26 protein-coding genes and 1 pseudogene are annotated in these 19,009 nt (G+C 51.3%); 14 read left to right on the top strand and 13 right to left on the bottom strand.

The window, feature by feature from the left end:
- Positions 1-38: 38 nt before the first annotated feature.
- From BIY29_RS05840 to BIY29_RS20020, 10 genes are all read right to left on the bottom strand, one after another.
- Complete coding sequence (locus BIY29_RS05840; RefSeq protein WP_121574208.1) at positions 39-851, bottom strand: hypothetical protein; 813 nt, start codon at positions 849-851, stop codon at positions 39-41.
- A gap of 483 nt (positions 852-1,334) precedes the next feature.
- Positions 1,335-1,997 (bottom strand): hypothetical protein, encoded by a 663-nt coding sequence (locus BIY29_RS05835; protein ID WP_121574207.1) that lies wholly within the window; start codon positions 1,995-1,997, stop codon positions 1,335-1,337.
- Positions 1,997-2,416, bottom strand: coding sequence for a hypothetical protein (locus BIY29_RS05830; protein WP_121574206.1), 420 nt, complete (start codon positions 2,414-2,416; stop codon positions 1,997-1,999). The genes BIY29_RS05835 and BIY29_RS05830 overlap by 1 nt, the downstream gene beginning before the upstream one ends.
- Before the next feature lies 1 nt (position 2,417).
- Complete coding sequence (locus BIY29_RS05825) at positions 2,418-3,557, bottom strand: hypothetical protein (protein ID WP_121574205.1); 1,140 nt, start codon at positions 3,555-3,557, stop codon at positions 2,418-2,420.
- A gap of 26 nt (positions 3,558-3,583) precedes the next feature.
- Positions 3,584-5,251 carry a YqaJ viral recombinase family protein gene (locus BIY29_RS05820; protein WP_121574204.1) on the bottom strand — a complete coding sequence of 556 codons (1,668 nt, stop codon included), beginning with the start codon at positions 5,249-5,251 and terminating at the stop codon, positions 3,584-3,586.
- A complete protein-coding gene (locus tag BIY29_RS05815; protein ID WP_205680312.1) occupies positions 5,251-6,336 on the bottom strand; it encodes a hypothetical protein in 1,086 nt (361 codons plus the stop codon). The genes BIY29_RS05820 and BIY29_RS05815 overlap by 1 nt, the downstream gene beginning before the upstream one ends.
- Positions 6,337-6,349: 13 nt before the next feature.
- Positions 6,350-6,487, bottom strand: coding sequence for a hypothetical protein (locus BIY29_RS20170; protein ID WP_170158887.1), 138 nt, complete (start codon positions 6,485-6,487; stop codon positions 6,350-6,352).
- A 76-nt stretch (positions 6,488-6,563) separates the two neighbouring features.
- Positions 6,564-6,920 (bottom strand): hypothetical protein, encoded by a 357-nt coding sequence (locus BIY29_RS05810; protein ID WP_121574203.1) that lies wholly within the window; start codon positions 6,918-6,920, stop codon positions 6,564-6,566.
- Positions 6,921-6,986: 66 nt separating this feature from the next.
- Positions 6,987-7,250 (bottom strand): KTSC domain-containing protein, encoded by a 264-nt coding sequence (locus BIY29_RS05805; protein ID WP_121574202.1) that lies wholly within the window; start codon positions 7,248-7,250, stop codon positions 6,987-6,989.
- A gap of 126 nt (positions 7,251-7,376) precedes the next feature.
- On the bottom strand, positions 7,377-7,646 hold the full coding sequence (locus BIY29_RS20020; RefSeq protein WP_147437141.1) for a hypothetical protein: 270 nt from the start codon (positions 7,644-7,646) through the stop codon (positions 7,377-7,379).
- Positions 7,647-7,961: 315 nt separating this feature from the next.
- On the opposite strand from BIY29_RS20020, the gene BIY29_RS05795 reads away from it, so the two are divergent.
- Positions 7,962-8,333 carry a hypothetical protein gene (locus tag BIY29_RS05795; protein WP_121574200.1) on the top strand — a complete coding sequence of 124 codons (372 nt, stop codon included), beginning with the start codon at positions 7,962-7,964 and terminating at the stop codon, positions 8,331-8,333.
- Positions 8,334-8,382: 49 nt separating this feature from the next.
- Here the strand turns inward: BIY29_RS05795 and BIY29_RS05790 are convergent, their stop codons facing one another.
- From BIY29_RS05790 to BIY29_RS05780, 3 genes are all read right to left on the bottom strand, one after another.
- The gene (locus BIY29_RS05790; protein ID WP_121574199.1) at positions 8,383-9,198 is read right to left on the bottom strand and encodes a DUF3037 domain-containing protein; all 816 of its coding nucleotides are present in this window, start codon (positions 9,196-9,198) and stop codon (positions 8,383-8,385) included.
- Positions 9,195-9,923: a HipA family kinase gene (locus BIY29_RS05785; RefSeq protein ID WP_121574198.1), complete on the bottom strand. Its 729-nt coding sequence runs from the start codon at positions 9,921-9,923 to the stop codon at positions 9,195-9,197. The genes BIY29_RS05790 and BIY29_RS05785 overlap by 4 nt, the downstream gene beginning before the upstream one ends.
- Before the next feature lie 106 nt (positions 9,924-10,029).
- Positions 10,030-10,761: an XRE family transcriptional regulator gene (locus BIY29_RS05780; protein ID WP_121574197.1), complete on the bottom strand. Its 732-nt coding sequence runs from the start codon at positions 10,759-10,761 to the stop codon at positions 10,030-10,032.
- Positions 10,762-10,861: 100 nt separating this feature from the next.
- Here BIY29_RS05780 and BIY29_RS05775 point away from each other — a divergent pair, with 100 nt between their 5' ends.
- The 13 genes and pseudogenes from BIY29_RS05775 to BIY29_RS05720 all read left to right on the top strand — a co-directional run bounded on the left by BIY29_RS05775 (position 10,862) and on the right by BIY29_RS05720 (position 19,000).
- Positions 10,862-11,107: a transcriptional regulator gene (locus BIY29_RS05775; protein ID WP_121574196.1), complete on the top strand. Its 246-nt coding sequence runs from the start codon at positions 10,862-10,864 to the stop codon at positions 11,105-11,107.
- A 16-nt stretch (positions 11,108-11,123) separates the two neighbouring features.
- Positions 11,124-11,480: a hypothetical protein gene (locus BIY29_RS05770; RefSeq protein ID WP_121574195.1), complete on the top strand. Its 357-nt coding sequence runs from the start codon at positions 11,124-11,126 to the stop codon at positions 11,478-11,480.
- Entirely contained in the window at positions 11,477-11,671 is a 195-nt protein-coding gene (locus BIY29_RS05765) for a hypothetical protein (RefSeq protein ID WP_121574194.1), read from the top strand. The genes BIY29_RS05770 and BIY29_RS05765 overlap by 4 nt, the downstream gene beginning before the upstream one ends.
- Positions 11,646-11,834 (top strand): DUF4222 domain-containing protein, encoded by a 189-nt coding sequence (locus BIY29_RS05760; protein ID WP_121574193.1) that lies wholly within the window; start codon positions 11,646-11,648, stop codon positions 11,832-11,834. Before BIY29_RS05765 ends, BIY29_RS05760 begins: the two co-directional genes overlap by 26 nt.
- Positions 11,827-12,048 (top strand): hypothetical protein, encoded by a 222-nt coding sequence (locus BIY29_RS05755; RefSeq protein ID WP_121574192.1) that lies wholly within the window; start codon positions 11,827-11,829, stop codon positions 12,046-12,048. The genes BIY29_RS05760 and BIY29_RS05755 overlap by 8 nt, the downstream gene beginning before the upstream one ends.
- A gap of 2 nt (positions 12,049-12,050) precedes the next feature.
- The gene (locus BIY29_RS05750; protein ID WP_420808408.1) at positions 12,051-13,094 is read left to right on the top strand and encodes a replication protein; all 1,044 of its coding nucleotides are present in this window, start codon (positions 12,051-12,053) and stop codon (positions 13,092-13,094) included.
- On the top strand, positions 13,091-13,837 hold the full coding sequence (locus BIY29_RS05745) for a replication protein P (RefSeq protein WP_121574191.1): 747 nt from the start codon (positions 13,091-13,093) through the stop codon (positions 13,835-13,837). Before BIY29_RS05750 ends, BIY29_RS05745 begins: the two co-directional genes overlap by 4 nt.
- A gap of 10 nt (positions 13,838-13,847) precedes the next feature.
- Positions 13,848-14,750, top strand: a pseudogene (gene rdgC, locus BIY29_RS05740) (recombination-associated protein RdgC); the annotation flags it as partial.
- A 12-nt stretch (positions 14,751-14,762) separates the two neighbouring features.
- Positions 14,763-14,996, top strand: a complete 234-nt coding sequence (locus BIY29_RS20520; RefSeq protein WP_240629987.1) for a DNA translocase FtsK — start codon at positions 14,763-14,765, stop codon at positions 14,994-14,996.
- Complete coding sequence (locus tag BIY29_RS05735; RefSeq protein ID WP_121574189.1) at positions 14,993-15,904, top strand: phage N-6-adenine-methyltransferase; 912 nt, start codon at positions 14,993-14,995, stop codon at positions 15,902-15,904. The genes BIY29_RS20520 and BIY29_RS05735 overlap by 4 nt, the downstream gene beginning before the upstream one ends.
- The gene (locus tag BIY29_RS05730) at positions 15,901-17,982 is read left to right on the top strand and encodes a DNA cytosine methyltransferase (protein ID WP_121574188.1); all 2,082 of its coding nucleotides are present in this window, start codon (positions 15,901-15,903) and stop codon (positions 17,980-17,982) included. The genes BIY29_RS05735 and BIY29_RS05730 overlap by 4 nt, the downstream gene beginning before the upstream one ends.
- Positions 17,979-18,356, top strand: coding sequence for an HNH endonuclease (locus tag BIY29_RS05725; protein ID WP_121574187.1), 378 nt, complete (start codon positions 17,979-17,981; stop codon positions 18,354-18,356). The genes BIY29_RS05730 and BIY29_RS05725 overlap by 4 nt, the downstream gene beginning before the upstream one ends.
- Complete coding sequence (locus BIY29_RS05720; protein ID WP_121574186.1) at positions 18,353-19,000, top strand: DUF1367 family protein; 648 nt, start codon at positions 18,353-18,355, stop codon at positions 18,998-19,000. The genes BIY29_RS05725 and BIY29_RS05720 overlap by 4 nt, the downstream gene beginning before the upstream one ends.
- Positions 19,001-19,009 lie beyond the last annotated feature (9 nt).

The following is a 19,009-nucleotide window of genomic DNA, read 5'->3' as shown; positions in this document are numbered from 1 at the left end:
GAACGGATGCGGTGAAATTCAATGCAGACTGACAGTGATCAGTAATCACCGGGGTAATACACCTCGTCGGCGTCATCCTGATCGAGTGCTAACAGACTGTCGCCGTAGTAAAGTGCTGCAACCAGTTTTTCAAAACGACTGTGGAAGGCGATAACTTTCTTGCCGAGAGTATCGCCGTCACATTTACCTGAATACAAGCTGTAACACTTATGACCATCATGAGTAACCTCTTTTTTCTTATCGTCTTCATACTCGACGGCCTGGGAGAAATAGAGATTGTCACAAAACTCAAATGGATGCGTTTTACGTTTGGCGTTCGACCAACTCCGTTCTTCAAACGGTTCTTTCTCTAAACCTACGCGAAATCCGCCGTATTCACTGTATTCCATCAGCACTTCAGGCCGCTGCCAGCCATTTTGAGCGGCTTCTTCCTGATGGTCTTCAATGAACGCAGCCCATAAGTCGGATGCTTTAATGAATTTGGGAATCTGATGGTCGCTAATAAACGTGGTGACTTTATCGCGCATGGCTGTAACAAGTTGGTCTGAAACCGCGTCTTGTTTCCACTGAGTCGCAAGTTCTTTTGCCATAAGAAGGTTATAACGGGGGAGATCCACTATTTTTGAGATGTTACCTGGCAATGCTTCTTCCAGCGCCTTTTTAATAGCATCGGGAAATGTGCCCCAGCGGAAGGTGTCTTCGATAGCCTTTTCGTACAACTTAGCGACGTGACTGCGGATCATTTCCGCATATTCAGGCGATTGCTCGAATGCGATGCAATGAGCAGCAATATCGGTTGCCAGACTTGTGGCATTTACACTGGGGGTTGCTTTGGTCGTTGTATTGGTCATTGGTCAGTCCTTATTGCTTATTTGGTATGTTTAAATTCGATTACTCATGCCAATTTAGTTAATTTCATTTCTATGTTCTTTTGCGTGGCAGGAATAACAGAGCCAAGTTACATCGAGTGGCTTTAAATAATCATGGTGGTGGGCTGTCAGTTTCTTTTTTTTCCCCGCATGCAACACATAGGGAGGGTTTAATAACTTTCCCGCATCGAACGGCGATGTTTAGCAAACACCTAGACTTATACCTCTGATCTTTAGGCCGCTTGGCGCTGTGCGTTCTTTCTCTCTCTCGGAATTTTTCTGGGGATTTTAATCTCGCTCTTCTCATATAATTCTTGTTTGAATCCCTGGCACGATCCCTGTCCCTTGTTCTTATTGCGGATTCCATATGGCATGGTTTGCATTGCGATTTAAGCCCTGATGTAGTTCTTTTGTCTGCATAAAAATCATTTTCACTTTTTTAAATATGGCACCTTGAGCATATTTTCATGAATTAAGCCTCGCAAAGGATATACACCAAACGTATGGATTAGCCTGCCAGCTTCCTACGCCGTAAAGCGATTCCCATAAATCCCGATACCAAAGAAATGGATCATATTCACCACCATTAATGGCGCGTTCAGTTGGATATCCCTCAGCAATAATCCCATCACGCGGGATGTGCTTAAGTTTCTCAACGCGAACATCGGTAATTTCCAGCGTGATGCGGGACGCCCAGCGCGGCATGTGGATTGACGGAACTAACTTCCCTTCACCGCTGCGGTAGCGATAAAGGTCAATCCAATTCCCTGAATCAAGAGGATGGGCCTTGATGGGAATCTCAGTTTCATCTGCTGGATAGCAAACCACGTCCAGACCAGATTCCAACTCTTTAGCCTGGCACGTCTCCCGCACCCACAGCCGATCGCCGGGTTGGCCGAACGGGCATTTGGCACTCCATGTGCCGCCGCTGCTTTTGGTGTAAGCCAGCAAACCGTCGATTTCGTCACCTCGTTCTGCACGGCCTGATACGATTTCGATTTGATGGTCGTGACGTGACCAACTTCGATCAAATGGCTGCGGCTTCACGATGCGCCGTGTTTGCGTCTTCTGCCCGGACAAAATCGCCTGCACCATCTCAGCATTGAAAATAATTCCACGCTCTTTCATCAAGCCTCCTTACCCAGCCGTGCCAGAATCACCGCCTTTGACGGCAGCGGTAATTGCTGGGCCAGTTGCCATTGCTTGCGCTGGGTCTGCGTTTTATGCGTCAGCAGCTTGCGGATATCACCGACAGGAATGCTGGTATCTTTGGCGATCACGTTTTCGTTGATGCCTCGGCGGTGGAGTTGGTAAACCGACAGCATGATATTGGCTGAGTAACATCGTCGGGCACCGATACGCGGCGCAACAGGCGATACCGCGGGGAACCGACTGCCAACATAGACAGGCTTTGGCTCCGGTTTGTAAGGTTTGCCGGTGTGTATGGATGACCGGGCGCGCATGCGATGGATAATGACGTGCGTCCAGTCGCAGTGGTCGTCTTCTGCTTTGAACAGGACGGCTACAGGGTGCAATTCTTCTTCCATATCAGGCCGCCTCGCTGTTTTTTTGAGTTTTTTCCCAGTCTTTCACCAGACTCATGCACTTGGCGTTAACCTGGCGCGCCGTGGCGATCCCGAAGCCTTTAACACGCTCTGCCAGCCTTTCCGGGGTACGGCGCACGACGTCAAAAAGAGAATGGATGCCGGAAGCGCTGAGTAGTTCGAGGTGTTGTTCTTTCAGCGGCAGGGTTTCCGTCAGCATGGATTCTGCCCATTCCGCCCGGCGTACCAGTTGAGGGTGAGTCTCTTCCAGTAGTTCACGGATGCGCGTCGTCACCGCCTCATTTAAACCGTGCGGCCACGCTTCCTTAAAGTTTTCTACGGTGGGATAGACAGGAATGGCCCATTCAGTAACAGACACAATCATGCAGATGCCGATAGTGCTGCGGATCTCCAGATGCCAGTCAATGTCGTTCAGGATCTTAACGTCGTATTCAGGGGAGTAGAGCTGTAATCCCCACTGGAAGGTGTAGAAATAAAACTGTACTCCGTTGCTGGCCTGCCAGTAGCGCGGCGCCACGTCGCCATCGGTGCGTTGCAGTCGGGCTCTCAGGTCAGCAACTTGGTTGCTCAACTCATCGTTAATTTGGACCATGCTGGCTAATTTGCTGGTTTTATCGGCCAGCTCTTTCTTAACGCGCCGGATTTCGGCCAGTTGCTGATTGCGCAGGGTGCGGCTATCTTCCAGATCGGTTTTTACCCGAACCAGTTGAGCTTTTAACCGTTCAGGGTTAAGTGACTTCAGCCGGTTTACTTCTTCAGCCAGAACCCGCTGGTCGGATAGCGCCAGTTTGTATTTGGCGGTGATGCTGTCGCGTTCAGCGGTAGCCTCTGCCGCCGTCAGTTCTGCGTTATCAATTCGCTCCTGAACCTGCGTCAGCGCCAATTCTTTGGTTGTCAGCGCGTTTTCTGCTGTTTCCAAACGATCTAATAGCGTGTTGTATTCGTCGGTTTCCGCATTGATCTGCTCAATGCACAGGGCCTGTGCTTGATTTAATAAAACACCTGCACTTTCAACGGAACGCTGGGCAATGCCGGTGGTCTGCGATGTCGCCAAGTCGAGTTGCGCCCGAACGGGGCGCAGGGAGGATTCCAACACGTCAGCGACGGTTGTGGTGGTGGTCATAAGGTGTTTCCTGAATGGTGAGGGGCTTAGTTGTTCGTAGCCTGAACAGTCTGAATATGTCGCAGCAAAGCGTCGCAGATGAGTGAAAAATCGCTTTCGTGGTAGAGTTTCGCGGATTTATCCGTGGTGGCATGCGTAATGCCCAGGCGCGCCAAGCCGTCGGCTGTCAGGGTGATAGGCGCCAGATGAGCGTTGATTTGCCCCAGGCGTAGCGTAGGCGCAGCATCCGGCGCTGGCTGCGAGATATTTCTTACTGCCGCTGCGAGCAACTGCGGCGCGGTGGTTGCCACGCTTTCGGTTTCGCGAGTGGACGGCTGTTCCTGCCGCTGTTGCTGTTCCGCCTCCAGTCGAGTAGCTTCTTCCCGGCGGATACGCTCGCGTTCGGCTTCCAGGCGGGCTTGTTCCGCTTTCTTGTGTGCATCGATGCGCGCTGTTACAGCTAGTTTGAAATCATCGAACGGTTTAGCGGCCAGTTGTTGCAGGTCGGCCAGTAGAGCACGGTATTCGGCGGCATTGGCATCAATCCAGGCCAACTTCGTGCGCAAGTCGGCAGCCAGTTGGTCAGCAGCGATCTTACCATTCGCCAGCGCAGTGTCGATCTTGTCCTGAATGCTCGACATGGTTTTCAGTCCCTTGATGGCGCCTGCAAAATCCGGGGCGGCGATATCAAGGCGTACACCGCTAATTTCGCGCTGTAACTCGGCGACGTGATCGGCAAATGCCTTACGTGCCGCGACGACTTTCTCGGCCCGCCGGCGCTCTTTCTCACTGGCAAGCAACTTTTCGGCCATAAGCCGATTATCGCGTACCAGCTTGGCAAGCATATCTTTCTGGCGTTTCGCTTCATCAACGCTCTGGATTTGCGCCAGCATCATCGCTTCGGCGGCGTTCAGGGTATCTTCCGCCTTTTTCATCGCCTTTATTTGCAGGTCAAGGTCGGCGAAGTCCTGGTCGGTTTGTGGTTCGCGGATCAGCTTGTTTTCAAGGAAGTCGCGCAGTGCGACCTCGAAAATCTTGAAGTTTTCGCGAACTTCGATTTGCCCGTTGACCTGTACTGATACCGCTGGCAGATCCTGTACTGCTTCGGCGACCACGGCCAGCTTGATTTCTGGCAGCTCATAGTTAGCCAGGTCTCGGTCAAATTGCGCCCAGCCAGCACTGATGCGATCAAACCATTCCGCGTCCGGTAGCACCTCCATCCATACGAGTTTCTCCGGTGTGCCATCGGAGACGGTGAAGATGACGCGCCGTGCGCCCGTAATCATCATGATCTGCTGGCATTGTGGCATGTGTTCTTCTGGCAACACTCCGTCTCTCACGGATGCGGCCAACTCCGCCGCCCACTGCTTGTGCTCGAATGCGGTGTCGTAGAGCATCGTCAGTCCATCGCACGACGCCGACAAGTGTCCACCTTCGTCTTCATTCGAGCACGTCACTGGGTAGAGGTCTTCACCGATGATTTCTTCGACCAGCGGTCGGGCAAGCGCTTCGACCTGGTGTCCATAATCAAGGATATTAGTCTGCACCCAGTCGGAGAACTCCTTCGGTGTACTGGTGTGCTTGATGCGCAGCAACTCGGAGCGTGTCGCTTTCTTTGACAGGCCCAGCATCGCGGCGGCTTCGCTTGCGCCGTGGTGGGTCAGTCGGAAAGCCGCCCATTCGTCACAGCCTTGGATAAGTTCATGGATCTTCATTATTGGTTGCTCCCGCTATTGGCCCACGATGCGATTTCCATTTTCTGGTCGTCGGTGAGCAGTTCCTTGGTCTGAATCATTGCGATCAGGTCGTTCACCGACTTACCGCCCTCAATAACCTTGCGCCACCCGGCTTTCTTCTTCCCAAAGGCTTCATCGCTGCATGCCGGCAGAGAGTCGCCTTTCGAGCCACTGCCGGCACTGCTCGCATTGGCGTTCCTTCCGGTGGTCTGCTGTTCAGCCTTGTTCTCCATGACGGATTTCCACGACGATTCGCCGTCTCGGATGGCACCATAAATACCTCGCAGGTTGACCAATTCGGCGGGAGAGCAAGTGTCAAGGCTGTGGCCCAGATATTCGGCCAGATCAGCAGCCTTAACGCCGATTTCGCCGAAGGCGTCGGCGATGCGCTTGCGCTCGGTGTCGGGGTCGCGTGCAGCCTCATCTAATCGGATGGCCTTGATGATGGACTCTGCTTCGTCTTGAAGATCGCCTGGAATGATGCGCAGGCCTAGCGTGCGGATGGCCTTTGAAATTTGCGCGGCGCGTTTGTTCAATAAGTCATCGTCTGTGGCTGGGACCGTATAGACGTTCTTGTTGTAGCTGTTCTTGCGTACGCTGATGTAACTGCCGTCGTCGTTGGGTTTCGAGCGTTCGACGGTCTTGGTTACGCGCACGTCCAGCGGATAGGTGAGGTTGGATTCCAAATCGGTCACGGAGACGCGATGGATTTCCTTGTTCTCGTCCTCGAAAATCATGCTGGTTTCCACCAGCACGTTCGTCATACAGCGTAGCGCCACCTCGACGAAGCGGATGCCCAGCCCCTCCACGCCGTTACCGATGGGTTTTCGGTAGTAGGCGCTTTTGTTATTGGCGAAGCTGGGGCGCCGGCATTCCTTCAGCAGGTCTTGGCGCACCTGATCCCATTGGCGGGGGCGGCGCAGTGCCATGATATAGCGGGCCTCAACCATCGCTTTGGCTTGCGCAGCTACCGCGGTGGCGGAAGTTTCCAGAGCCGTCAGGGTGTTGCTGACGCCTCCGAAATCCTGGCGTACTGCCAGGGCTTGAGAATCATGAAAAGTCATTGGTCAGTCCTTATCAAAGAAATAATGCCAAGGCGGCAAACGCGGCAACCGTAACGACAATGACGAACGTCAGGCCGTGCTTTTGCTCCGGATAGTGGTGGATGTTGTGGCTGCCAACGCGGTGTTGGTACTGGATATGTTTTACGGACACGGTATACTCCTTAGCGATCGGGTTGGTCCCCGATCAACTGCTGATGATCTTTATGGTCATTGGTCAGTCCTTATGGTCATGCGGTTTGGTCGCCGCTGACCGGGATAGCCCCGGCGAAAGCTGGGGCTTTTCTCTCTAATTCGTTGATGCGTTCGGCCTTAACCGTCATGGCAAATATCTTTTTCTGAAATTCGTCCAAAAGCTCTTCCATTTCTGGGGATTCAACCAGCCTGTGAACTGGCCTTTCATCGTTGCCGGCCACCACGCATTCAGCCGCGATGATCTGTTTCATCCGATTAAACAGATGCGCATTGCGCCGTAGGTATTCGATACGCTCAGCCAGCACCGCCTGCTCAACCGGATCGTGTGGCAGTCTGCGTTCGTACTGTTCCCTGCGTTCCTCCTGCATCCGCTGATAGTTGTACTCGTACATATGACCTCACTGTGCCAATGGGCTTACTCATGCGCCCGACACAGGCGCATGGTGAAAACCTACTGGTTACGCTTCTGACTTCTCCTCATTGATGCGCTGGTACGGGAATTTGTCCGTATTGGGCTTGATGTTGCGATAGAAATGGGAGCCAACGGACTCGGCGCCGGAGAACGCTGCAAAGTCTTCGCTGCTCACATTGCTGTAGTGATAAAGGCTTCCCGGCGCGTTATTGCGACCGTTGAAACGAATGGCCAGCGTGTTGGTTGCCGGGTCGTGGCCGATGCTGTGGATCTGTGATGATTTAACGGGGGTTAGTGCAATGTTGGACATGGTTTTTACCTTTTTAAGAGCAATAAAAAAGGCCACCCGAAGGTGACCTGCGTTTTGCCTGGTGAGGCGTAAAATTCGCTTTGGGCGAAAAAAAAGCCCACCGTAGTGAGCTTGATTTTATTTTGTTCAGTAAACGCCGCGGGGAATGGTACTGCTTCCGCGCATTTTCTGCCGTCCGGCTGCTGAGTATCCAACGTAGCGATCAGGATCACTGCCGTCATTGGGCTTGCCAGAACGCGATTTTTTGCGGGGAGCAGGGAGATCAGGCATTGGTTTACAGCGAACAGTAACCAGAACAGCTTTTGCTATGCGGTCGCTTTTGCGTTGGGCGATGCGCTGAATGTGTTCCATGCGTTGCTTTGCAATTGCAGAGCGTTTTTTACGTGGTTTGGTCATTGGTCAGTCCTCTACAGTTATCACCGCTACGCCCTCACAAGAGCGCACTGGTGATAAGCATGGTTTAGCCGTAGCCGTCTCACCGGTACATGCGGACCGTTGATGTGTGAAACTTAACCTGACTGTTAAAGAGCGATCCCGGTTGGGATGAGCTTATTAAAACTTTAGTTGTTTTTAATGTCAATACCAAAGTTGTTTTTGTTGGTTTTAATTATATATGTGGTTGTTTTTATAAGTAATTTATTTTTCTTTTGATTGGTGGTATAAGATTTATCTACATGGATTGATTGGATTAGTGTTTAAGGAAGAAAAACGATGACCTCACGTTCGAAAAATATTAAAAATAACAATTGGTTATTAAAATTATCGAGAGGAGATTACGGGGTAAGTACAACCTTTGGACACCTTGTGGCAGCGCTTCTTCTCGCTGTAGTCAACTATGCCTTTATGTTGAATTTTGGTGGTGTCTTTGGGGTAAGTGTTGCCGCAGGGCTGACTTTCTTTTATGGGCTCTACACTACAAACATTGGGTTTGGTTTCTGGCGACTTGCTCGGGAGCTATTCGGTAGAGTGAAGGCCCTTTTGCTGAGGATGCTCGCGCTTTTTTGCTTGATTATCGGGGTACTCTCAATGTGGGATGGGCTTTACTTGGTGTCGATGTTGATTTCGATTTTGAAAAGTAGCTGATGATTTATCAGGTAAAAAATCCCGCCGGGGCGGGATGTAAAGAGGTTACTTACAACGCAGCTTTTGCAAAAGACACGATAGCCGATTCATCATCGTGTTTAAGATGAATAATGTTGTTTCTATCAAACGTCCGGCGTATCTCGTCCATTGCTTTAGACTCGGAATTTGTTGGATTTTTTTGTCCATCAATCGTGAACAGTATGTTCGATAAGTTCAGCAAATTTTCATTCGCAGCTCTGACAACCCTGGCGACCCAAGAGTCGCAGTGCTCCATCATTTTCCCTGGCTCTTTTTGAACAAAAGCCAGTGGTTTGATGGCGCACAGGATATCTTCATCTTTCTTGGCAACGAACGGCATCGTAAATCGGGTTAGATCACCACCAATCACTTCTTTTTTAAAAATATTTTTTAGCTCATCATAAGAATTCAGTCTATTTTTTAATTCCCTTGTAAGTATTTCTTCCCGGCGCTCTTTATTGTAGTCACAGTGATTGATAAAACGATCATAGAGCAATTTTACTTCCTGCTGCGGATCACGTGTTAAAATACTTCTGACGCTACTGAAGTGAAAAATAGATTCTTTTTTTGCTGTTAGGTTATTAAAAAAGTAAGAAACATTCTCAACCGTTTTAATTGTAGGCGTTAGCGTTTGAGCTAGTTTCAACTCTCGATTGATAGCATCTTTTGCCAAAGGGAAAATGGTATCGTCACGAAAAAAGGCATTAATACGAGAATCGTTGCTTTGGGTTAGCAAAAAAAATAGCTCTTTTTTCTTCACCGCACACAAAACCACACCGATATTGGCAAACTCTTCAGTTTCCGCAAACGGTGCATAGCGTACTATGCTATACAAACATGGTGTCATGTGAGATCACTCCAAAATTGCTTATCTCTTCCTCTGGACAAGAGATTACGCATCAATTCCACAAATTCGTTGGTGTCATCAGTAATCCAATATTCAGGAATTGTGTTGATAGCTGCATCCAAAGTTACTTGAAAATCACTAATCTTATCTAGACCTTCCAGTTTGTCCACTATGTCATAGTGCCACTCTCTGTTTTTAGGGCCGTAGACGTGGTAGTCAAAGACGTCACCTGGATGATGATCGAAGGCCAGGTTATGGTCAATAAGGTAATGTCTGTTTTTTAAGTAATCAAATATGATATTGACATTGCCGCCCATCTGAGTAAGGGTTCTATCAGCATTAACTATCCATCTATCAAAGAGATATATATCTTTTTGCGATTGCAAATCAACATTATGATGGGCTTGCTGATAGGTCAGTGGCGACACTCCATCAATGTATTGCATACCAAAAGCGTAGCCTTCACCCAGATCGCTTTTCCAGTCAGGAACATATTCTGTTAACTCGGCGCTAACATAGACAAGAGAAAAATCCGGTATGGACAAATTAAGTTTTTTTGCCAGGTTAGCGGCAACCCATTCAGCAATCAGTTGATTGTTTGGAACGCCCGGCCATCCCTTGACCACATAGAGGTTTCCATCATCACAACGACACAGGAACGGCCGCGTAGCGCAATCTTCGATACGCCTAATTATCTCATCAACAAAAATATCATTTTCAGGCATTTAGCGCCCCATCGCTGCGAGCATAAAAGATTATTAATTTACTGACTTATACCTACCTCTAATGTACTTCTTTTAGGTGTTATCATACTTCATCTTTTTCTACTATTTACAACAACACCGAATACCAGAACACCCGCCCAATAATCTCAACCTCTGATTCATAGGCTTCTTCATCTTCATCCCGGTTGAAGCTGTGTATCACCAGTTTTCCTCCAGGCTTGCGGTATATCTGCTTAATCCGCTTCAACTTGTCGTTGCCGCCGCCTTCCTGAGCAATGGCGTATAGTTTGCCATCAATAATACGTTTGTTATTCGTATCAACGGCAACCGTTGTTCCATGTGGAATGATAGGTTCCATGCTGTCGCCAGTGGCGGGGAAGCACAGAACGCCAGAGCCGTCAGTATTGGCCCCAACTTTCCGCAGTGTTGATTTGGAAAACCTCAGTTTGAATCCGTTGTGATCTTCACTGTGAATTCTTCCATCACCGCAGGCAAATTCGATGTCTTTTAAAAATGGCACCTCTACTTCTTCCTTTGATAATGCTGTTGTGTTGTCCCAAACTGCCACAGTACCCCATTCTGACTCCGGTGGAATGGACGATTCTGGCTGTGATGTGGAACCTTCTGCACGCATCGGTCCTTCACCGCTTGCCAGCCATTCGGGGCGAATATTTAAGGCAGTGGAAAGATCAAAAATTTTCGTTGTTTGTGAGGCTTTACCCACTTCAATCTTTTGTATGGCAGCCTGAGATACGCCAATGATATCGCCAAGGGCTTTTTGGCTAAGTCCCTGCGACGTTCTGGCTTTTTTAAGTCTTTCTGCGAGTGTCGTTTTCATTCTCTCAATCTACAACCTCGGTTGTCATTCATCAAACGAATATGGTTTTGACTTTTCAAAAACTATAGTTGTAATATGTGGTCGAACTCACGGAGGTTTTATGAACGAAGTCATTAAAACCGCTATTGCAGTTGTCGGATCACAACGGAAACTGGGTAAAGCCTGTGGGCTGACTCAGGCCGCCGTACAAAAGTGGCTGTACAACAAGGCGAAAGTGGCGCCAGAAAATGTACAAGCAGTTGTTAACGCAACTAATGGTGTGGTGAAAGGGTATCAGTTACGCCCTGATTTACCTCACCTGTTTCCTCACCCTGACCAGGTGAGTAATGCTCAAAAAGAACAGTAAAACTAAGGACTGACCAATGACCACAATACATCAACCTGCCGGGCCAACGGCAGGGGCCGCGATCGCTTCTGGCGTTCGCAAAGAATTACTTTCCCGCAAGAAAGTGGGTAAGGCTGGATTGCCGTTTCACGTTGTGCGTGAAGACCAGATCAAAACCCGCTGGACTGAAAGCGAAGCCGCAACCATCAAAAGCGTTGCCGGCGCCATGTCATCCAATCCCGCAGTTGAAACCAATACTGCCGCTATCCGGGGGTTTCTGGCGATGTTCGCCGAATCACCGGAAATGCTGGCCCACGTCCATGCCGAGCTAAAAGCTGCTGGATTACCGATCCCCGATTGGTTGCCGCCGGCACCGGGAGGGACTACGCGATGAACCAGACACAGAGCGTTGATCTGATATCCAGCATTGTTGGTGAGAAGCTGGGTGTTGCCGGGGATGAAACCCGGCGTTTGGCAATCACAGGGGCTTTGTCTGGCACGGTGACCGCGTTTTATTCCCGCCAGCAAAGCTTCTTAGAAACAGTAAAGGCGGCCCAACATGACGGAATACATCAAACCTCTTGATCGCCGATTTCGCGACAAGAACGGCGTGATCGTGCATGTCACTGGATATGAACCGGCTACGCAGCGCGTGATTTTTACGCGTCCAGGTTATGAGTATCTCTGTGCGCGTCCGGTTTCTTACGTAAAGCAATATGTTACTGAGGTTAAAGACGACCATGCGTAAATCAAAAATCCGCGCTTGGAAACCTTGTCGGGTCATGTCTGGCGATCACGTCGGTAAAACTGTCACGCCGTTTCGTTACTGCCGGGCATCTGAACGCATTACTGATCCGCGACTGCATGGCGGTTATCCCGTGATGTTCCCCACGGATGTCTGGCTATGTGAAAACGGCAGGGTGGTGATGGCATTGAGGCCGGAAACTCTGAAAGGGGAATGACCATGAACACGGCAGAAGTTATCCAATTCCCCGTCCGTTATACCGGGGAGCAAGTCGGGAGCAACAGGATGAAAAACCAGAAGAGTGGTTACATCCCGCTGTATCGGAGCATCATGAAAAAACCATGGGCAAAAGACGTTTACCTGCGCACGTTGTGGGAAAATATTCTGATGAGCGCAGCCAGGCTGCCATATACGGCGCAGTTTAAAGGGCATGAATGGCAGTTACAGTCCGGTCAACTGGTGACAACGGCTGCGGATTTAGGGCTGTCATTGTGTGACAGGAAAGGTAAGGCAACCAGCCGCGATGCGGTCGAGCGTATGTTGGCTTTTTTTGTAAAGGAAGGGATGATTTCTATTGAAGGCGAGCAGAAGAAAGGGCGGGTAATTACAGTCCTGAATTACGCAGAATATGCCGAAAAAATAGACAATTCACCCGCACAAATAACCGCACATACGACCGCACAAATAACCGCACATGACGAAGCCAGTAATGGCGCGGCTTCCGGTGGTGGTGCCGCACAAATAGCCGCACATACGACCGCACAAATAACCGCACACCATGAACAAGAAGGTAATAACAAGAATAAAAGATCTTCTTCGTTGCCGAATTCTGACGAATTCACCAACACCGACGAAACGGCATCAGCCCCTGATGGTTTTCTAAGTCGCCACCCAGATGCATCGGTGTATACCCCGAACGGGAAGTCATGGGGGACCGCTGATGACCTGACAGCCGTTCGCTGGATGTACAAAAAAATACTAGTGGTGGACGCATCGGCAAAAACACCCAACTGGGCCGAGTGGGCCAATACGATCCGCCTAATGCGCGAACAGGATAATCGCGACCACCGGGAGATCTGCGAATTGTTCCGATGGGCCAACGCTGATCCGTTCTGGGGCAGCAACATCCTAAGCCCAAAGAAACTGCGCAAGCAGTGGGGAACGCTGAAAGCCCAGCAGCAAAGTCGGGGCGGCAAACCGCAGCGCGAGACACTGGATTGGGATAACACCGATTGGGCTGATGGGTTAGGGGGGCTGATATGAAATCTCTCCGGTCATTGAAAAAACACATCGATGCCCACAACGGCGCCGCGCTGGCCAGCATGTCATCCCCTGTGCAACCGGCGATCTGCTTTGAACCGGACGACAATGTTCGAAGCCTGTTTAACAACCTGTTTCGCCAGTTACGGGTAATTTTCCCAGCGATCAGCGCTCACATCAAAACGCAGGCAGAACTTGATGAGTTACGCCAGCAGTGGACGCGCGCATTCGCGGAAAACGGCATCAATTCGAAGTTGGTGATCGACGTGGGCTTGCAACGGGCCAGGATAAGTGAGTCTCCGTTCCTGCCATCGCCAGGCCAGTTTGTTGTCTGGTGCAGGGAGGGGGCGACCCAACTCGCCGGATTGCCTAGCGCAGAAGACGTGATGGCGGAGTTTCGGCGTTACAGCAAAAATCGCGGGCAATTCTCGTCCGCCGAGGAGTTTCCGTGGAGCCATCCGGTTATGTACTGGATCGTCACCGACATGCGGCAGGCGATGTATCAGTACAACCACACCGACGGCGAATTGCTGAAGTTCGCAGAACGGCAGTTGAGCAAATGGGGTAAGAAAATTTTATCTGGGCAGCCAATCCCGGCACCCAAAGTGCAGATCCCAAACTTAAAACGTCCACCGCCAACGGTGGCAGAAAAGGGCTTGTCCACGCCTGAGACCGAGGCAAAAGGCAAAGCCTGGTTAGACGCGCTCCGGCAGCGTAATGCCCGGAAAAATATAACGACCACATGAGGACTGACCAATGAGCATCACTTTCAAAAATGCACTGATTTATCGCCTGTCGCGAGAGCTGGACTGGGTTGATCTGGAACAGAAGTTGACGGCGTTCGCATTCACGCCATGCGGCAGCCATGACCGGGCAAAAACCGGCTGGGTTTCGCCGATAGATCCGCTGCTTGATGTGCTGGCATACCAGGCTAACAGGCAGATTCTTCTCACGTTGCAGCGTGAAGAGAAAATTTTGCCAACGCCGGTGATTGCGCGCGAGATGGCGGCCAAAGTGGAAAAGCTGGAAGCCGAACAGCGTCGTCGTATGAAAAAGACGGAAAAAGACGCGCTGAAAGACGAAGTTATTCAGACGCTGCTGCCGCGGGCGTTCAGTAAGTACCATACCACCAACGTCTGGATTAACTCAGGGGCCGGGTTAATCGTTGTGGATGCCGCCAGCGGCAAAAAAGCCGAAGACGCGCTGGCGCTGCTGCGTAAAAGCCTCGGCTCGTTGCCGGTGGTGCCGTTGACACTGGATACGCCGATCGAGCTGACGCTGACCGAGTGGGTACGAAACGGCGCCGCACCAGTTGGGTTTGCGTTACAGGATGAGGCTGAATTGAAAGGGGTTCTGGAAGAGGGCGGCGTACTGCGCAGCAAACACCAAGATCTGACCGCTGACGAAATTACCAATCACATCCGTGCCGGAAAGCTGGTCACCAAGTTGGAGCTGGAGTGGCGGGAGCGGATCTCGTTCGTTTTGGGCGATGACGGTAGCCTGAAAAAGCTGAAATTTTCCGATGTGCTGCGGGAGCAGAATGACGATATCGATCGCGAAGATGAAGTCGCACGTTTCGATGCTGATTTTGTGCTGCTGACCGGGGAACTGGCCGCGCTGCTCCGTGAACTGGTGGTGGCGCTGGGCGGGGAGTCTAAACGTAGTGATGCGATGACGGTTATTACCGCCGATAGCGACGATCTGGATAAAGACCCGCTCTATGCTGATGTTGTTAAATTTCTCGCAGGCAAAACAGAAGCCTCAATTTCCCAGCTACAACGCCATTTCCGTATCGGTTACAACCGAGCGGCCAGACTTATCGAAGCACTGGAGAGTGAAGGCGTAATCTCCGCGCCCGAGCAGGACGGCATTCGTAAAGTGTTGGCCGGGGAGGGTGTGGAATGACCGACTTTTCACAGTCTGAATACGTTCTGGCGTTGGACAGCTACAAACGTCAGCCGGATCACGAACTGAAGCACGTTGGCGATCAGTGGCAGACGCCCGATGCATTGTTCTGGGGTATTAACGCTGCTTTTGGTCCGCTTGTGCTGGATCTGTTCTCGGAACCGGACAATGCAAAATGCCAGTCCTATTACACGGCGCGTGATAATGCGCTGGCTCAGGACTGGTCCGCGCGTCTGGCTAATTTGAACGGTGCGGCATTCGCTAATCCTCCGTACAGCCGTGCCAGTCAGCACGATGGTCAGTATATCACCGGCATGCGGCACATCATGGACTACGCAGCCCAGCAGCGGGAGCGCGGCGGGCGGTACGTGTTTCTCATCAAAGCGGCTACGTCCGAAGTGTGGTGGCCGGAGCAGGCGGATCATATCGCGTTCATTCGTGGGCGCATCGGGTTCGAACTACCAGCATGGTTTATCCCGAAAGACGCAAAACAGATTGCCAGTTCTGCCGGATTCGCCGCAGCGATTGCCGTGTTCGACAAGACATGGCGCGGCTCGGCAATGGCGTATGTTGAGCGCGATCGGTTGCTGGCGCAGGGAGAGGCATTTCTGGCGCAGATTCGCCGTGAGGCTGCCCGGCTGGTGCAACGAAACCAACCCCAAAATATTCCAGAAATTATTCCAGTGCCGGACACCGGCAACACCGTCTGGCCGTCTGAAGTCAATTTTTTGTTCGAGCAGATCCCGGCAACGGAAATGTTGTCCGCAAGACTGCAAAACAAACTCCGCAACCACATCAACCGATTGCGCCTGGATAGGGTACTGGATTCAGAGATTATCACTATCGCCACTTCCCTGACTGAGAAAATGGGCTCGTTCGTAACCGCAGAAGAAGGAGCGGCATCATGAGGGAAATCATCGTCGATAATTTTGCCGGCGGCGGCGGGGCTTCAACGGGCATTGAGATGGCGATCGGGCGTAGCGTGGATATTGCGATTAACCATGATCCGAACGCGATCGCCATGCATAGCACGAACCACCCGGACACATTGCATTACTGCGAGAGTGTTTTCGATATCGATCCGATCGCTGCCAGCGCAGGGAAACCGGTGGGGTTGGCGTGGTTTTCGCCTGACTGCCGACATTTCTCAAAGGCCAAAGGCTCGAAGCCCGTTAAAAAAGAAATTCGCGGGCTGGCGTGGATCGTTCTGCGTTGGGCGCTGGCTACCCGCCCGCGAGTGATGATGCTTGAGAACGTTGAAGAGTTTAAGACCTGGGGGCCGCTACTGACCGATGCCGATGGCACACAACGTCCGGATCCGGCGCGCGCCGGGGAAACGTTCGCGGCATTCGTCGGTATACTGTCGAGTGGCATTCAGGCGGATCACCCGGCGCTGGCCGAGGTGTGCGAGTTTCTGGAGATCGCACCCAGCAGCGAACAGGCTCAGGAGTTGGTGCGCGGGTTGGGGTATTACGTCGATTATCGCGAACTGCGATCCTGCGACTACGGCGCACCGACGATTCGCAAACGCTTTTTTATGGTGATGCGTTGCGACGGTAATCCGGTTACATGGCCGGAGGCAACGCATGGCGATCCAAAATCCCCAGCAGTGCAGGCGGGTAAGTTGAAACCGTGGCGAACTGCGGCGGAGTGTATCGATTGGTCAATTCCTTGCCCGTCGATTTTCGAGCGCAAACGCCCGCTGGCGGAAAATACATTGAAGCGTATCGCCCGCGGTATTCAGCGATTCGTGCTCGATAACCCGACGCCGTTTATTGTGAAGTGCAACCACACCAGCAATCAGACGAAATACGATTGCTTTCGCGGCCAGCCGCTGGATGAACCATTGCAGACGATTACCCGTACGCATGGCTTTGCTGTTGTTACACCTCATTTAACGAAATTCCGTACTGGTGCGACCGGGCAAGAAGTGGCGAACCCCATGCCAACAGTTACTGCTGGTTCGTCCAATCGTCCTGGTGGGAACGGCCACGCTCTGGGTATGGTTGAAGCGAAACTGGCACCGTTCATTGCTGGCGCTGGTGGGCCAAAGTATTCAGCCAAACCGCGTTCGGTCGAACAGCCGATGCATACGCTCTGCAATACCAATCATTCCTGTCTTATCGCGCCAGTTATTGCGCGAATCGGTCAGACAGGTTTTGGCGGCGACCGCATGGCATACGACGCGCAGGATCCGCTGACGACTATCACCAGTAAAAATGAACATTTATTGGTGGCCCCGGTTATTGCCCGCCAGTTCGGAAACAGTGTAGCCCACGGTGTCGACGAGCCAAACGGGACGATCACTGCGGGCGCTGGCGGAAAAAGCCAACTGGTTTCTGCGTTTTTAGCGAAACACTTTGGCGGGAACTATATCGGCCCCGGCGTACCTCTAGATAAGCCAACACATACTGTTACGACGACCGATCATCATGCTGTCGTCGCGGCCCATCTATTGGTGAATAATACCGGGCATCCGGGTGGCGCAGTCGACGCACCTACTCTTACGGTTACAACAGGTAATCATCATGCTCTGGTGTCGTCTCATTTGGTTAAGTTTCGTGGCACATGCAAAGACGGACAACCCGTAACTGAGCCAATGCCGACTATTACCGCCGGAGGTCTGCACATTGGGGAAGTACGCGCTTTTTTGCTTAAGTATTACGGCAACGAGAAGGAAGGGCTAAACATCGATGATCCGCTGCACACTGTCACCAGTCGCGATCGCTTTGGCCTGGTTACTGTCGAGGGTATTGATTATCAAATAGTGGATATCGGCATGCGCATGTTGCAACCGCATGAACTGTATGCCGCCCAGGGGTTCCCCGATTGGTACATTATCGATCAGGATTATCGGGGAGTGAAATACGCGAAAGATAAGCAGGTGGCACGTTGTGGTAATGCTGTGCCGCCACCGTTTGCCGAAGCGCTGGTACGGGCTAATTTGCCGGAACTGTGTGTAGAACGGCAGGAGGTGGCTGCATGAAACTCACAAAAAAACAGCGTGAATTCGTGCGTATGAAGTTTGGTGGACACTGTGCTTACTGCGGGGAATCTTTAACTGGTCGTTTTCATGTCGATCACGTCGAACCAGTATTGCGAAATATCAGCAAAAATTACGCGATGGAAAGACCGGAAAATAACACGTTGGAAAATCTTTATCCCGCCTGCATTCCATGCAATCTGTACAAAGCAAGTTGCTCGGTGGAGTTATTCAGGGAACGGATAGCAACACAGGTTGATGTGACTCGCAGGGCATCGCGTAGCTATCGAACCGCTGAGATATTTGGTCTTGTTAAGCCGACTGGCGCCCCTGTCGTTTTCTGGTTCGAAAAGTGCAGGACTGGGGAGGAATCATGACCACCGCAACTCGCAGCAAATCCCCGAAAAAGCACAAAACCGAAGCGCTGGGCGTGCTGCTGCCTGGCGGCGGCATTAAATATTGTACCGATCATGACCGCGAAGTAATGAAAGGGGTGCCAATTGGCACTCCCATCTCACTAACGCCTCTCGGCGACCGGCGCAACATTAAACATCACCGCAAATTCTGGAAATTGCTCGAGCTAGGTTTTGCCTATTGGGAGCCTGCATGGTCGTTTGTCAGCAGATCGGAAGAGTGGATTGCCCATAAGGTAGCCCAAAGATTGGCGCAGGCCGCCGGTGATGACTCTTTGTATAACAATGTGACCAAAGAGATTGCCAATGAGGTATTGGGGGAAGTTACTGCACAGCGCCAGCTACGCTTTGATGCTGAAGCAGTGAAAACCGAAGACGCTTATCTAAACCACGTCATGATCAAAGCCGGATTTTACGATCTGGCTCCGAACCCAGACGGCGGCACGTTGAAACAGCGTTGGAGTATCGCGTTTGCCAACATGGGGCAAGAAAAGTTCGGCAAGGTTTACCGTGGCGTTTTCGGCGTTATCTGGAATGAGACGTTAAGCCAGTATTTCTCTGATGAAGCAGAAATGGAAAACGCCGTTAACCAGTTGATGAATTTTTGAGGGCTGACC

The organism is Brenneria alni, from assembly GCF_003666245.1.
In the GTDB taxonomy this organism is placed as follows: domain Bacteria; phylum Pseudomonadota; class Gammaproteobacteria; order Enterobacterales; family Enterobacteriaceae; genus Brenneria; species Brenneria alni.
The sequence above is the reverse complement of the archived record's forward strand: the minus strand, read 5'-3'. Positions and strand labels throughout refer to the sequence as shown.

What these genes read in the sequence shown, in the direction of transcription:
- BIY29_RS05840 (WP_121574208.1), bottom strand. Translation starts at nt 851, where the DNA reads ATGACCAATACAACGACCAAAGCAACCCCCAGTGTAAATGCCACAAGT.
- BIY29_RS05835 (WP_121574207.1), bottom strand. Translation starts at nt 1,997, where the DNA reads ATGAAAGAGCGTGGAATTATTTTCAATGCTGAGATGGTGCAGGCGATT.
- BIY29_RS05830 (WP_121574206.1), bottom strand. Translation starts at nt 2,416, where the DNA reads ATGGAAGAAGAATTGCACCCTGTAGCCGTCCTGTTCAAAGCAGAAGAC.
- BIY29_RS05825 (WP_121574205.1), bottom strand. Translation starts at nt 3,557, where the DNA reads ATGACCACCACCACAACCGTCGCTGACGTGTTGGAATCCTCCCTGCGC.
- BIY29_RS05820 (WP_121574204.1), bottom strand. Translation starts at nt 5,251, where the DNA reads ATGAAGATCCATGAACTTATCCAAGGCTGTGACGAATGGGCGGCTTTC.
- BIY29_RS05815 (WP_205680312.1), bottom strand. Translation starts at nt 6,336, where the DNA reads ATGACTTTTCATGATTCTCAAGCCCTGGCAGTACGCCAGGATTTCGGA.
- BIY29_RS05810 (WP_121574203.1), bottom strand. Translation starts at nt 6,920, where the DNA reads ATGTACGAGTACAACTATCAGCGGATGCAGGAGGAACGCAGGGAACAG.
- BIY29_RS05805 (WP_121574202.1), bottom strand. Translation starts at nt 7,250, where the DNA reads ATGTCCAACATTGCACTAACCCCCGTTAAATCATCACAGATCCACAGC.
- BIY29_RS20020 (WP_147437141.1), bottom strand. Translation starts at nt 7,646, where the DNA reads ATGACCAAACCACGTAAAAAACGCTCTGCAATTGCAAAGCAACGCATG.
- BIY29_RS05795 (WP_121574200.1), top strand. Translation starts at nt 7,962, where the DNA reads ATGACCTCACGTTCGAAAAATATTAAAAATAACAATTGGTTATTAAAA.
- BIY29_RS05790 (WP_121574199.1), bottom strand. Translation starts at nt 9,198, where the DNA reads ATGACACCATGTTTGTATAGCATAGTACGCTATGCACCGTTTGCGGAA.
- BIY29_RS05785 (WP_121574198.1), bottom strand. Translation starts at nt 9,923, where the DNA reads ATGCCTGAAAATGATATTTTTGTTGATGAGATAATTAGGCGTATCGAA.
- BIY29_RS05780 (WP_121574197.1), bottom strand. Translation starts at nt 10,761, where the DNA reads ATGAAAACGACACTCGCAGAAAGACTTAAAAAAGCCAGAACGTCGCAG.
- BIY29_RS05775 (WP_121574196.1), top strand. Translation starts at nt 10,862, where the DNA reads ATGAACGAAGTCATTAAAACCGCTATTGCAGTTGTCGGATCACAACGG.
- BIY29_RS05770 (WP_121574195.1), top strand. Translation starts at nt 11,124, where the DNA reads ATGACCACAATACATCAACCTGCCGGGCCAACGGCAGGGGCCGCGATC.
- BIY29_RS05765 (WP_121574194.1), top strand. Translation starts at nt 11,477, where the DNA reads ATGAACCAGACACAGAGCGTTGATCTGATATCCAGCATTGTTGGTGAG.
- BIY29_RS05760 (WP_121574193.1), top strand. Translation starts at nt 11,646, where the DNA reads ATGACGGAATACATCAAACCTCTTGATCGCCGATTTCGCGACAAGAAC.
- BIY29_RS05755 (WP_121574192.1), top strand. Translation starts at nt 11,827, where the DNA reads ATGCGTAAATCAAAAATCCGCGCTTGGAAACCTTGTCGGGTCATGTCT.
- BIY29_RS05750 (WP_420808408.1), top strand. Translation starts at nt 12,051, where the DNA reads ATGAACACGGCAGAAGTTATCCAATTCCCCGTCCGTTATACCGGGGAG.
- BIY29_RS05745 (WP_121574191.1), top strand. Translation starts at nt 13,091, where the DNA reads ATGAAATCTCTCCGGTCATTGAAAAAACACATCGATGCCCACAACGGC.
- BIY29_RS20520 (WP_240629987.1), top strand. Translation starts at nt 14,763, where the DNA reads ATGACGGTTATTACCGCCGATAGCGACGATCTGGATAAAGACCCGCTC.
- BIY29_RS05735 (WP_121574189.1), top strand. Translation starts at nt 14,993, where the DNA reads ATGACCGACTTTTCACAGTCTGAATACGTTCTGGCGTTGGACAGCTAC.
- BIY29_RS05730 (WP_121574188.1), top strand. Translation starts at nt 15,901, where the DNA reads ATGAGGGAAATCATCGTCGATAATTTTGCCGGCGGCGGCGGGGCTTCA.
- BIY29_RS05725 (WP_121574187.1), top strand. Translation starts at nt 17,979, where the DNA reads ATGAAACTCACAAAAAAACAGCGTGAATTCGTGCGTATGAAGTTTGGT.
- BIY29_RS05720 (WP_121574186.1), top strand. Translation starts at nt 18,353, where the DNA reads ATGACCACCGCAACTCGCAGCAAATCCCCGAAAAAGCACAAAACCGAA.